The following is a 12,746-nucleotide window of genomic DNA, read 5'->3' as shown; positions in this document are numbered from 1 at the left end:
CGGGACGGGCGATCAGACGGCGGCGAGCGCCTCGCGGTCGTCGTCGCGCGGCAGCCCGGCGACGAGGCGCGCCTGTTCGACAGCGTCCGGATCCACGTCGAGGTAGCGCTCGAGCGAATCGTCGAGTTCCTCCAGCCACGGGGTGTGGTGCACGACCGCGAGGGTGCCGGTCATGACCGACTCGTACACGCGGTCGCGGTAGCCCATAATGTCGTCCTGCTTGTCGTGCTTCCACGCGAGGAAGATCTCGACGACGCGGTCGATGTCGAACTCCGGGTAGTCGGTGAGCTCCAGCAGGTCGCGGATGTAGTCGGCCTGGAAGCGGATCTCCGCCGCCGCCGAGTCGATCTGCCCGAATCGCATGCGCCACTCGGCGATGGATGCCGCGCGCTCGGCCTCATCCGGCAGCGCGATCCGGCCGAGGATCAGGTCGCGCACGTACCAGGCCTGCACGTCGAACATGTTGAACGTGAACCACTGGTCCTGCGCGCCGAGGTAGGTGAGGCGCGGGTTGCCCTGCCAGACCACACCGCGGTACAGGCCGTCGGGGTAGACGTTGTTCGGCGACGACAGAGCCAGGTCGTCGGGCAGGAACGGGTACTTGTGCAGGTACCCGGTGCACATGATCACCGCGTCGACGTGCTTCGAGGTGCCGTCGGCGAAGAATACGGTGCTGCCCTCGAAGCGCTCGACGACCGGGCGCTCCTCGATGCCCTCCGGCCAGGCGTAGCCCATCGGCGCCGAGCGGAAGCTCGCCGTCACCGAACGCGCGCCCATCTTGAACGCCTGGCTACCGATGTCCTCCGCCGAGTAGCTCGCGCCGATCACCAGCACGTCCCTGTCGGCGAACGCCTCGGCTCCGCGGAAGTCATGCGCGTGGCTGATGTACCCCGGGAAGGTCTCGATACCGGCGAAGTCCGGCATGTGCGGAAAGGAGAAGTGCCCGCTGGCGACGATGATCCGGTCGAACTCCTCCACAGTCGACTCACCCGAGGGCAGGTGCTCGCTGGTGAGCGTGAACACGTCGCGCTCCTCGTCGAACTCGATCCAGCGCACCACGGTCTGGAAGCGGATCAGGTCGCGCACGTCGCTCTTCTCCAAGCGGCCGGCGATGTAGTCCCACAGCACCGGACGCGGCGGATAGGAGGAGATGGGGCGGCCGAAGTGCTCGTCGAAGCTGTAGTCCGCGAACTCCAGCGCTTCCTTCGGACCGTTCGACCACAGGTTGCGGTACATGCTGGAGTGCACCGGCTCCCCGAACTCGTCGAGCCCGGTGCGCCAGGTGAAGTTCCACTGTCCGCCCCAGTCGGCCTGCTTCTCGAAGCAGACCAGTTCGGGGATCTCCGCCCCCGCACGGGCTGCGGACTCGAAGGCCCGCAGCTGCGCCATACCCGAGGGGCCGGCGCCGATGATCGCTACTCGTTCTCTACTCGTCACGTATCGTCCTCATACTCTTCAGTCATGTATCGGTCAGCGGCCGCATCCGAGCGAGGAACAGTTCTGTCCCGGTGGGAGCGAAAGGCTCGACCTGCCCGGAAAGCGGCTGCCCTTCGACGCTATCAGTGTCGGTGGTCGACGCCGGCGGGTGGGGGCCGGGTGGGGGTACGCCCCGGGGCGTAGATCTCGACACGGGGCGGAGAGTTCGGGATCACGACTCCGCCCGACGGGGAGAATTTCGCCCCACAGGCGCAGCTATTACGCTGGTCGGCGGAGGGTCGCGCCGCGCTCCTCAGGAGGAGAGAGCATGCATGACGTGAACGCCGCATCCCCGTATCCGGCCGCACCTCCGCCCCCGCCCGCTCCGGCACGCACTCCCTCCCCCGCTGCCGCCTCGACCGCGACGTCGACACCCGCGAACGGCGCACCGACGGATGCCGAGATGACCAGGGCCACCGAGGTGCTGCGCGTCATCTCGACCTCCTACTCGGCGAAGATGGTCGGCCAGGAGCGGCTGCGCACCAGCCTGCTCGTCTCGCTCATCGCCGGCGGCCACATCCTGCTCGAGAGCGTGCCGGGCCTGGCCAAGACCACCGCGGCCAGCACGCTCGCCGACACCGTTAAGGCGCAGTTCAAACGCATCCAGTGCACGCCCGACCTGCTGCCGAGCGACATCACCGGCAACCAGATCTACGACGCAGCGACCGGCTCGTTCCGCACGGTGCTCGGCCCGGTGCACGCGAACTTCGTGCTGCTCGACGAGATCAACCGCTCGAGCGCCAAGACGCAGAGCGCGATGCTCGAGGCGATGCAGGAGCACCAGACCACGATCGGCGGCGAGATCCACCACCTGCCGAAGCCGTTCCTCGTGATCGCGACGCAGAACCCGATCGAGCAGGAGGGCACGTACGAGCTGCCCGAGGCGCAGATGGACCGCTTCCTGCTCAAGGAGATCGTCGAGTACCCGAGTCCCGCCGAGGAGCTCGAGGTGCTCAGCCGCATCGACTCCGGCGTGCTCGACCCGGATCGGCATGTGACCAGCGCCGTGAGCCTCGACGACGTGCGCCTGCTGCAGGATGTCGCGAGCCGCATCTACGTCGACCCCGCGATCCGCAACTACATCGTGTCGATCGCCTACGTCACCCGGAACCCCGCGCCGTACATCGGCGAGGAGCGCGCCCGCTTCATCAAGTACGGCGCGAGCCCGCGTGCGAGCATCGCGTTCCTGCAGGCGTCCCGCGCGCTGGCCCTGCTGAAGGGTCGCTCCCACGTGCTGCCCGAAGACATCCGCGAGCTGCGCCACCTGGTGCTCCGCCACCGCGTGCTGCTGACCTTCGAAGCGGATGCCGAGGGCGTGCGCAGCGAGGAGATCATCGACCAGATCTTCGCGTCGGTCCCCACGCCCTGACCCCTCCGATGGCCAGCCTGATCACGCAGGTGAAGAGCAAGCTCTTCATCCACTCGACGCGCAAGTCGCTGCACGCGCTCGACGGCGCCTACGCGTCGCTCCTGCACGGGCGGAGCCTCGACTTCGAAGATCTGCGCAAGTACGAGTACGGCGATCAGGTGCGCGACATCGACTGGCGGGCGACCGCGCGCCTGGGCACTCCTTTGGTCAAGCGCTCCCGCGCCACCCGTATGCACACCGTGCTGTTCGTGGTCGACACGGGTCGCTCGATGTCTGCCCTCGCCGCCGACGAGCAATCGAAGAAGGAGCTGGCGATCCTCGCGACCGGGGTGCTCGGCGTGCTCACGCTGCGCCACGGCGACGACTTCAGCACCGTCTACGGTGATTCGGCGAAAGTGCGGCGTCTCGCGCCCGGCCGCAGCGAGGGTGCGCTCGAACATGCCCTGCGCACGATCGACCGGGCGATCGACGACAGCTCGGCGCCCAGCGACCGCGACGCGCTGCTCTCGTTCGTGACGCGCACGATCTCCCGCCGCATGATCGTGGTCGTCATCACCGACGAGGCCCCCGTGACGAGCGAGACCGAGCGGATGCTGCGCCGCCTGCGCGTGCAGCACGACGTGCTCTGGCTCACGCTGCGCGATGCCGACCCCGTGCTGGATCACTCGACCGGACGCATCCGCAGCGATGCGGACAGCCGTTGGCAGGTGCCGGATTTCGTGCAGGGCGACCGTGCCATCGTGCAGGAGCTGACCGCGCAGCACGATGCCGACGCCGCGCGCCGCGATGAGCTCCTCACCCGCCTCGAGATCAGCCACTCCTCCCTCGACGGGCAGGACGACGCCGTCGCGCAGCTGCTGCAGCTGCTGAACCGGAGGTCGAATGCCCGGCTCTGAAGAGCTCTACCCGCCAGCGCAGTACGGCTGGGGATGGATGCTGCTCGCGATCGGCATCCTCGTCCTCCTGGTCCTCGGCGCGTGGCTGCTCATCGCGCTCACCCGTCCCCGCCGCACCCTGCCCGCGGATGAGGCCACCGGGCATCCGCCGCTGATCATCGACGTGCTGTCGCAGTTGCGCACCGAGTACATGGGTCGCATCCAGCAGATCGAGAACGACTACCGCGAGAGCCGACTCAGCGCCCGGCAGGCGAACCTCGAGCTGAGCCGCGTCGTCCGCACGTTCGTGAACGAGTACAGCGGCCTGGAGGCTCCGGTGCTCGCGCTCGACGATCTCGTGGCGCGCGGTGTGCACCCTGCCCTCATCGACGCCATGGGCCGGCACTACTACCCCAGCATCTTCCGCCCCGGGCCGGCCATCGATCCGATCGCGGGCGCCGAGGCCGCACGAACGGTGGTGCGGGCGTGGCACTAGCGAACGTGTGGATGCTGGTCGCCGCGGTCGCCGTCGTCGTGGTCGCCGTCGCGATCGGCCTGATCCTCGGCCTGCGGCGGGGCGGACGCGGTCGTAGTGGCGACACGGCACGCGTCGCTCGAGCCGAACGACTGCGGTCGCTGCCGACGTTCCGGAAGGCGCTGGCTCGGCGAGCCCTCGCCCTGTCCGGCATCCTCGCCCTGGGCGCGGTCACCGCGATCGTCGCGGGCGTCGTGGCCGCTCGGCCGATGTCTGCCCAGACCATCCAGCCCGTGAACACGAGCCGTGACATCATGCTGTGCCTCGACGTCTCCGGCTCGATGTCCGAGGTCGACGTCGAGGTGCTGACGGTGTTCGAAGAGCTGCTCGACGACTTCGAGGGGGAGCGGATCGGGCTGACGATCTTCAACAGCTCGCCCGTGCAGATCTTCCCCTTGACCGACGACTACGACTTCATCCGCGAGCACCTGGACAGCATGACGCGGAGCTTCGACTACGTCGACGAGATCCCGGAACACTGGGTCGGCACCCTCAACGGCGACGGCGCCTCCCTGATCGGAGACGGTCTCGCCGCCTGCACCATGGGGTTCGATCGCCCGGGCGATGACCGTTCTCGGTCGGTGATCTTCGCGACCGACAACGAGGTCAACGGTGCCTCCATCGTCACGCTCGAAGAGGCCGCCGCCTACGCGGCCTCGAAGGAAGTGCGAGTGTTCGCGCTGAATCCGGTGCAGGGGAAGGATGCCGACGTCAGCGCCGAGCTCTCTGCCGCGGCTGAGTCCACCGGCGGGGCCGCGTTCGGTCTGCGCGACACGACGACGGTCTCCGACATCGTCGAGCAGGTGCAGGAGCAGGAGGCGACCGAGCTGCGCGGCGAGGCGCAGGTGGTCTGGACGGACGCCCCGAACCTCTGGATCGCGGTGCTCGCGGTCTGCCTCCTCGGCTTGGTCGTGGTGCTGTGGAGGGTACGACTGTGATCTTCCAACCCGTGCTGAACCCGCTGCTGATCCTGCTGCTGTGCGCGCCCGTAGCCGCACTCGCGATCTGGATCCTGGTGCGACCGCCCCGATCCGCCGGAGGTGCGCCCGCCGACACCCGCACGGTCGCGGGACACCGTGCACTCTGGGCGATGCGCCTGGTGCTGGTGCTCGCCTGCGTCGCGCTGCTGCTGCGCCCCGGCCTCCCCGGAGGTGCCACCCAGACTCTCGCGACCGACACCGACATCGTGCTCGTCGTCGACACGACCGCGAGCATCGTGGCCGAGGACTGGGGCGACGGCGAGCCGCGGCTCGACGGCATCCGCGACGACGTGCGAGCGCTCGTCGAGGAGTACCCGGGAGCCCGCTTCGCCCTCATCACCTCGGATGCGGCGGCCGAGCTGCGGATGCCGCTCACCACCGACACCACGGCACTCATGGGGTCGTTGGAGGTGCTGCGGCCCGAGGTGACGAGTCAGTCGCGCGGCAGCTCGATCGGCATCGCGGCGCCCCTGCTGACCGAGACCCTCGCGTCGGCCGCCGAGTCATCCCCCGACCGCTCGCGGATGGTGTTCTACTTCGGCGACGGCGAGCAGACGGTCGACAGCGAGCCCGAGTCGTTCAGTTCGAGCGAGAAGTACACCGACGCAGGGGCCGTGTTCGGCTACGGCACCGCGGAGGGCGGGCCGATGCGCGTCACTTCGGGTGGGCTCTCCGAGGGCGGTGCCGAGTACATCCAGTACGAGGGTTCCGACGCGCTCTCGGTGATCGACGAGACGAACCTGGGGGCCATCGCCGATCAGCTCGGCGTGGAGTACGAGCATCGAACAGCGGAGGCCGACCCCGCGCTGCCGGAAGCGCCGGCCACGACGACCAACTACGCCGAGTCGGGCGAGGTCGGCAACGTGACCGAGCTCTACTGGGTCGCGGCGCTGGTCATCCTCCTCATCCTGGGCATCGAGCTCGCCCGCGCGACGACCCTGATCGCGAAACTCCGTCACCTGCGTCCGACCCGGCAGCGGCACCCCGGCGGCAGCGGGCGGTAACACCGGCCGTTTCGCGCCCGCCGCGACCGGTGCGGCTTCACGGAAACCGGTATGCAGGAGCAGGATCCGTGGCGCTCCCGGCCACCGTTCCGTATCGTCTTACCTGCCACCGGCTGACCAGCCGTGGCATGGGTTCGTCGCTGCGGACCGACCGGATCTGGGGCTCCTGGGGAAGCCGTCTCGGTCGGAGACGCACGGCGATGTCATGTCGACTCGAGGGTCGACATCGAACACTGGGGAAACACAAATGGGGAAGAACCTTGCGCGCAAGCGCGTCCGGAAAACGGTTATGGGCGCCGTCGTCGGTGTCCTGGTCGTGAGTGGCCTGGTCTCGTTCGGCGGTGGAGCGGCGGCGGCCGAGGCCTCCCCGCCGCCATTGCTGCAACGCGACGACAGCGTCGTCTCGTCGGATCCGATTCCGACGGTCCAGATCGACAACGGCTATGTGTGGGCGCAGACGACGATCGGGTCCACGGTCTACGCCGTCGGCAAGTTCGACAACGCCCGCGAGCCGAAGGCCGCACCGGGAACCGCGCTCACCGCGCGCTCGAACGTGCTCGCCTACGACATCGAGACCGGGGCGCTGCTGCCGTTCGCACCTCAGGTCAACGGGGTGATCAAGGCCGTCGCCGCCTCAGCGGACGGCAGCCGGATCTACATCGGCGGCTCGTTCAACTCGGTCAACGGCAAAGACCGCTGGAACATCGCCGCCCTCGACGCGAAGACCGGCGAACTGGTGCCGGGGTTCGCCCCGTCCATCGGCGGATCGGGCGTGTATTCGCTGACCACCTCGGGCTCTTCGGTCTACGCCGGCGGTCTGTTCACGCAGGCCAGCGGCGCCGCGCGGAAGAACCTCGCCGCATTCGACGCCACCAACGGGACCGTTCTGCCCTGGGCGCCTCAGACCGACCAGCAGATCGACGCGATGGTGATGGATCCCGCCGGGGCGAACGCGATCATCGGCGGACGATTCACGCAGATCAGCGGCGACGCCACGCGGCGGGGCATCGGCGCCGTCGACGGCGCCACCGGTGCGGTGGACTCCGCCTGGCAGGCGTCCGAGACGATCAGGAACGTGCAGACCGCGAGTGCCGCGGGCCGAGCCGGCATCTTCGGCCTCGCCACCGACGCGACCGGCGTCTACGGAACCGCATGGTCCTTCGGCACGGGCGCGACGGTCAGCCTGGAAGGGGCGTTCGCCGCCGAGGCCGGCACCGGCGCGATCCGCTGGGTCGCCGACTGCCTCGGAGACCACTACGGCGTGTACTCCACCGGCACGGTCGTCTACACGACGAGTCACACCCACGCGTGCGAAACGGTGGGCCTGCACCCGGAGCAGAGGCAGCCCACGCATCGCTACTCCGAAGCCTTCACGGCCGACGCACGGGGGACGCTGGGCCATCAGCCGAACGCCAACTACAAGGACTGGGCGGGAACTCCGGCCCCGTCGGCGTACTCCTGGACTCCGGACTGGGGCGTCGGTCAGACCACGGGGATGGGGCAGGCCGGTCTGTCGATCACCGGAACGGGGAACATGATCTCCATCGGGGGCGAGTTCCGCTCCGTCAACAACGGACAATTCGAGGGCATCGTCCGCTTCTCCACGACCCCTCCCGGCGGGGCGAAGGACAGCCCGCGCCTCTCCGGCGACAACTGGACGGGAAGTTCAGAACCGAGCGCCGTCGCCTCCGAGGGCGTCACCGTCACCCTTCCCGCCAACTGGGACCGCGACGATCTGACCCTGACATATGAGCTCTACCGCTCGGGCGTCTCGACTCCGGTGGCGACCACGACGGCCGACGCGACCTGGTGGAATCGACCGGGCGTCACGCTCGTCGACACGACGGCGACCGGCGAGACACCGCGGGAGTACACCGTGGTGGCGAAGGATGGCGACGGCAACACCGCCACCAGCGGCGGCATCACCTGGAACGCTCCGAACTAGCCGAAGTTCTCCCGGCACCCTGCTCCGCGCATCCGCGACGGAATGGACGAGAGCCGACCTCGGGCTGCCCCGAGGTCGGCTCTGCTGGTCCCGCCGCGGAAGCCGAGGACGCCCGATTCGCGAACCAGCATCCGATATGCTATTATTTTACATGTCGATGGCTATCATGCTTCGACTTGGGGGTTCGTCGTTGCGAACCGACTGAGTATGGCTTCTGGGGAGCCGTCTCCGTCGGTAGCGCACGGCGATGACATGCCGATCTGGGGTCGGCAGAACAACACACTGGGGAATCAGAATCATGGGGAACAACTCTGCGCTGAGGCGCGCCCGGAAGGCGGCCTTCGGCGCCGTCGTCGGTGTCCTGGTCGTCAGCGGCCTGGTCTCGTTCGGCAGCGGAGCGGCGGTGGCGGCGGAAGTCTCGTCGACGCCGCCGCCGTTGCTGCAACGCGACGAGAACGTCGTCACGTCGGATCCGATTCCGACCGTCCAGATCGACAACGGCTATGTGTGGGCGCAGACGAGCATCGGGTCCACCGTCTACGCCGTCGGCAAGTTCGACAACGCCCGCGAGCCGAAGGCCGCACCGGGAACGGCACTCACCGCGCGCTCGAACGTGCTCGCCTACAACATCGAGACCGGTTCTCTCCTGCCGTTCGCACCTCAGGTCAACGGGGTGATCAAAGCCGTCGCCGCCTCACCGGACGGCAGCCGGATCTACATCGGCGGATCCTTCAACTCCGTCAACGGCAAAGACCGCTGGAACATCGCCGCCCTCGACGCGAAGACCGGCGAGCTGGTGCCCGGCTTCATTCCCTCCATCGGCGGATCCGGCGTCTACGCCCTCGCCACCTCCGGGTCGTCGGTCTACGCCGGCGGTCTGTTCACGCAGGCCAACGGCACCGCACGGAAGAACCTCACCGCGTTCAATGCCTCTGATGGCGTTCTGCTGCCCTGGGCGCCGACGACTGATCTGCAGGTCGACGCGATGGTGATGGATCCCGCCGGGGCGGACACGATCATCGGCGGACGCTTCTCCCAGGTGAGCGGCGACACCACGATGCGGGGCCTCGGCGCCGTGGACAAGACCACCGGCGCCGTGGACACCGCCTGGCTGGCATCCGACTCGATCAAGAACGGATCGAACAGCGGCACCGCCTCAGGCAAGGCCGGAATCTTCGCGCTCGCGGCCGATGCCACCGGCGTGTACGGCACAGGCTGGGTCTACGCGGCCGCCGAAGTCGGAAATCTCGAAGGCACGTTCGCGGCCGAGGCCGGCACCGGCAAGATCCGCTGGGTCGCCGACTGCATCGGAGACCACTACGGCGTCTACTCCACGGGCAAGGTCGTCTACACGACGAGTCACACCCACTCGTGCGGCACCATGGGCCTGCACCCCGAGCAGACCGAGCGCGTGCACCGCTACTCCGAGGCCTACACCGCCGACGCCCGCGGAACGCTCGGGCACCAGCCGGCCGCGCCCAACTACAAGGACTGGGTGGGCGCACCCGCTCCCTCGGCCTACAACTGGTCTCCGGACTGGGCCGTCGGCGTGACCTCAGGACTGGGTCAGGCGGGACTGTCGATCACCGGTGCCGGGAACATGATCTCCATCGGTGGCGAGTTCCGCTCGGTCAACAACGGCCGGTTCGAAGGCATCGTCCGCTTCTCCACGCAGCCTCCGGGAGGGGCGAAGGACAAGCCGCGCCTCTCCGGAGACAGCTGGACGGGAACTGTGGCGCCGAACGCCGCAGGCACCCAGGGCGTCACCGTCACCCTCCCCGCCAACTGGGATCGAGACGACCTGACGCTGACGTACGAGCTCCACCGATCCGACAGCCCGACGCCGGTGGCCACGACGACCGCCGACGCGACGTGGTGGAATCGACCGAAGATCACCTTTGTGGACCCGACAGCGACGAGCGAGACATCGGCGGAGTACACGGTGGTGGCGAAGGATGGCGATGGCAACACCGCCTCGAGCGGCATCATCGCCGGGAACGCCACGGGCTAGTCCGAAGTCGGGGACGAACCGTAGACACACTCGCGTCCCATATGCTATTATTTTACATGTCGATAGCTATCGTGCTTCGACTGGGGGTTCGTCGTTGCGAACCGACTGAGTCCGGACTCGTGGGGAAGCCGTCTCGGTCAGGATCGCGCGGCGATGTCATGTCGGCCGGAAGGTCGGCATCAGATCACTGGGGAATCAAAATCATGGGGAACTACCTTGCGCTGAAGCGCGCCCGAAAGACGGCCATCGGCGCCGTCGTCGGTGTCCTGGTCGTCAGCGGCCTGGTCTCTTTCGGGGGAGGAGCGGCGGTGGCGGCGGACGAGCCGGCGTCACCGCCGCCTCTGCTGCAACGGGACGAGAACGTCGTCACGTCGGATCCGATTCCGACCGTCCAGATCGACAACGGCTACGTCTGGGCGCAGACGACCATCGGATCCACGGTCTACGCCGTCGGCAAGTTCGACAACGCCCGCGAGCCGAAAGCCGCACCCGGAACCGCGCTCACCGCGCGGTCCAACGTGCTCGCCTACGACATCCAGACCGGTGCGCTGCTGCCCTTCGCGCCCAAGGTCAACGGAGTGATCAAAGCAGTCGCCGCCTCGCCCGACGGCAAGCGGATCTACATCGGCGGCTCGTTCAACTCCGTCAACGGCAAGGACCGGTGGAACATCGCGGCCCTCGACGCCGCAACCGGCGAACTGGCTCCCGGCTTCATCCCGTCGATCGGCGGATCCGGCGTCTACGCCCTCACGACATCGGGATCGTCGGTCTACGCCGGCGGTCTGTTCACGCAGGGCAACGGCACCGCGCGGAAGAATCTCGCCGCATTCGACGCCACCAACGGCGCGTTGCTGCCCTGGGCACCGCAGCCCGACGCACAGGTCGACGCGATGGTGATGGATCCGGTGGGGAAAGACACCATCATCGGCGGACGCTTCTCGCAGATCAGCGGCAACACCGAGTTGCGGGGCATCGGAGCGGTCGACAAGACGACCGGACTCGTCGACGCGGCCTGGGAACTCCCTCGCACGGTCAAGAACGGCCTGACCACGGGCGACACCGCGGGAAAGTCCGGAATCTTCGGACTCGCAGCTGACGCGAACGGCGTGTACGGCACCGGCTGGGCATATGCCGGGGTCGAGACGGCCAACCTCGAAGGCACGTTCGCCGCCGAGGCCGGGACCGGCAAGGTCCGCTGGATCTCCGACTGCATCGGCGATCATTACGGTGTCTACTCCACGGGCAAGGTCGTTTACACCACGAGCCACACCCACGCCTGCGAGACCAACGGCCTCCACCCGGAGCAGACGCCGCGCACGCACCGTTATTCCGAAGCCTTCACCGCCGACGCACGAGGCACGCTTGGCCACCAGCCGAACGTGAACTATAAGGACTGGGCCGGAACCCCAGCCCCCTCGGCATACGCCTGGACACCCGACTGGGCCGTCGGCGTCACCACCGGGATGGGCCAGGCCGGCCTGTCGATCACGGGCACCGGCGACATGATCTCCGTCGGCGGCGAATTCCGCTCGGTCAACAACGGCCAGTTCGAAGGACTCGTCCGCTTCTCCACGGCACCTCCCGGAGGAGCCAAGGACAAGCCCCGCCTCGCCGGAGAGAAGTGGGGCGCCACGGCCACCCGGGCAGCGGACGACGCCCGCCGCGTCACCGTCTCGATCCCGGCGAACTGGGACCGCGACGATCTGACTCTGGCCTACGAGCTCTACCGGTCGGGCACCTCGACACCGGTGGCGACCACCACCGCCGATGCGACCTGGTGGAAGCGTCCGAACCTCGCGCTCGTCGACACGGCGGCCCCGACGGGTCCGCTGCCGCAATACACCGTCGTCGCACGGGACAGCAACGGCAACACCGCCACGAGCGGCGTCGCCACGGTCGCACCACCCACCGGAACCGTCGCACTCGTCGCACGGGACAGCGGGAAAGCGGTCGGGGTCTCCGGCACCGCATCTCCCGCCGTGCAGCAGGCGATCACCGGAGCCGCGTCCCAGCAGTGGACCGTCGTCCCGAAGGCGGACAACAAGTTCCAGCTGAAGAACGTCGCAACCGGAGCCTGCCTGGCCGTCTCCGGCTCGGGCCAGGCCGACGGCACACCGGTGCTCCAATGGACCTGCTCCGACAGCCCGAACTTCCTGTGGAGCCGCAACGACGTGGGCGACGGCTACAGCCAGCTCGCCACCAGCCACTCCGGCAAATGCCTCACCCTCCGCGACGGCAACATCGCCGACGGAGCGAGCTACGGCCAGTGGAGCTGCGGCGTGACCTCCGGGGCCAGCTACCTCCAGTTCGAACTGCGTCCCGCCGGCACGATCACGATCGTCGCCGAAGAGAGCGGGAAGGCCGTCGGGGTCTCCGGCACCGCATCTCCCGCCGTGCAGCAGACGATCACCGGAGCCGCATCCCACAAGTGGACCATCGTCCCGAAACCGAACGGCAAGTTCCAGCTGAAGAACGTCGCAACCGGAGCCTGCCTGGCCGTCTCCGGCTCGGGCCAGGCCGACGGCACACCGGTGCTCCAATGGACCTGCTC

At 68.3% G+C, this 12,746-nt stretch carries 9 protein-coding genes; 8 read left to right on the top strand and 1 reads right to left on the bottom strand.

What is annotated here, in order from left to right; all coding sequences use genetic code 11:
- Positions 1-12: 12 nt before the first annotated feature.
- Positions 13-1,437 carry an NAD(P)-binding domain-containing protein gene (locus ACFC14_RS06200; RefSeq protein WP_376101879.1) on the bottom strand — a complete coding sequence of 475 codons (1,425 nt, stop codon included), beginning with the start codon at positions 1,435-1,437 and terminating at the stop codon, positions 13-15.
- A 307-nt stretch (positions 1,438-1,744) separates the two neighbouring features.
- Between ACFC14_RS06200 and ACFC14_RS06195 the strand changes: the two genes are divergently transcribed.
- The 8 genes from ACFC14_RS06195 to ACFC14_RS06160 form a co-directional block, all read left to right on the top strand.
- On the top strand, positions 1,745-2,845 hold the full coding sequence (locus ACFC14_RS06195; RefSeq protein WP_376101877.1) for an AAA family ATPase: 1,101 nt from the start codon (positions 1,745-1,747) through the stop codon (positions 2,843-2,845).
- Positions 2,846-2,853: 8 nt separating this feature from the next.
- Positions 2,854-3,741, top strand: coding sequence for a DUF58 domain-containing protein (locus tag ACFC14_RS06190; RefSeq protein WP_376101875.1), 888 nt, complete (start codon positions 2,854-2,856; stop codon positions 3,739-3,741).
- Entirely contained in the window at positions 3,728-4,216 is a 489-nt protein-coding gene (locus ACFC14_RS06185; RefSeq protein WP_376101873.1) for a hypothetical protein, read from the top strand. Before ACFC14_RS06190 ends, ACFC14_RS06185 begins: the two co-directional genes overlap by 14 nt.
- On the top strand, positions 4,207-5,193 hold the full coding sequence (locus ACFC14_RS06180; protein WP_376101871.1) for a VWA domain-containing protein: 987 nt from the start codon (positions 4,207-4,209) through the stop codon (positions 5,191-5,193). The genes ACFC14_RS06185 and ACFC14_RS06180 overlap by 10 nt, the downstream gene beginning before the upstream one ends.
- Positions 5,190-6,239 carry a VWA domain-containing protein gene (locus ACFC14_RS06175; RefSeq protein ID WP_376101869.1) on the top strand — a complete coding sequence of 350 codons (1,050 nt, stop codon included), beginning with the start codon at positions 5,190-5,192 and terminating at the stop codon, positions 6,237-6,239. Before ACFC14_RS06180 ends, ACFC14_RS06175 begins: the two co-directional genes overlap by 4 nt.
- Positions 6,240-6,528: 289 nt before the next feature.
- Positions 6,529-8,184, top strand: a complete 1,656-nt coding sequence (locus tag ACFC14_RS06170) for a hypothetical protein (protein ID WP_376101868.1) — start codon at positions 6,529-6,531, stop codon at positions 8,182-8,184.
- A 298-nt stretch (positions 8,185-8,482) separates the two neighbouring features.
- Positions 8,483-10,195: a hypothetical protein gene (locus ACFC14_RS06165; RefSeq protein WP_376101866.1), complete on the top strand. Its 1,713-nt coding sequence runs from the start codon at positions 8,483-8,485 to the stop codon at positions 10,193-10,195.
- 203 nt (positions 10,196-10,398) lie between these two features.
- On the top strand, positions 10,399-12,746 hold a 2,348-nt coding region (locus ACFC14_RS06160), incomplete at its 3' end, for an RICIN domain-containing protein (protein WP_376101864.1).

The sequence above is a fragment of the Microbacterium sp. NPDC055988 genome (assembly GCF_042269505.1).
Lineage (GTDB): Bacteria > Actinomycetota > Actinomycetes > Actinomycetales > Microbacteriaceae > Microbacterium.
This window is presented reverse-complemented; position numbering and strand designations above follow the sequence as displayed.

Coding starts and splice junctions, on each gene's coding strand:
- ACFC14_RS06195 (WP_376101877.1), top strand. CDS start 1,745: ATGCATGACGTGAACGCCGCATCCCCGTATCCGGCCGCACCTCCGCCC.
- ACFC14_RS06190 (WP_376101875.1), top strand. CDS start 2,854: ATGGCCAGCCTGATCACGCAGGTGAAGAGCAAGCTCTTCATCCACTCG.
- ACFC14_RS06185 (WP_376101873.1), top strand. CDS start 3,728: ATGCCCGGCTCTGAAGAGCTCTACCCGCCAGCGCAGTACGGCTGGGGA.
- ACFC14_RS06170 (WP_376101868.1), top strand. CDS start 6,529: ATGGGCGCCGTCGTCGGTGTCCTGGTCGTGAGTGGCCTGGTCTCGTTC.
- ACFC14_RS06165 (WP_376101866.1), top strand. CDS start 8,483: ATGGGGAACAACTCTGCGCTGAGGCGCGCCCGGAAGGCGGCCTTCGGC.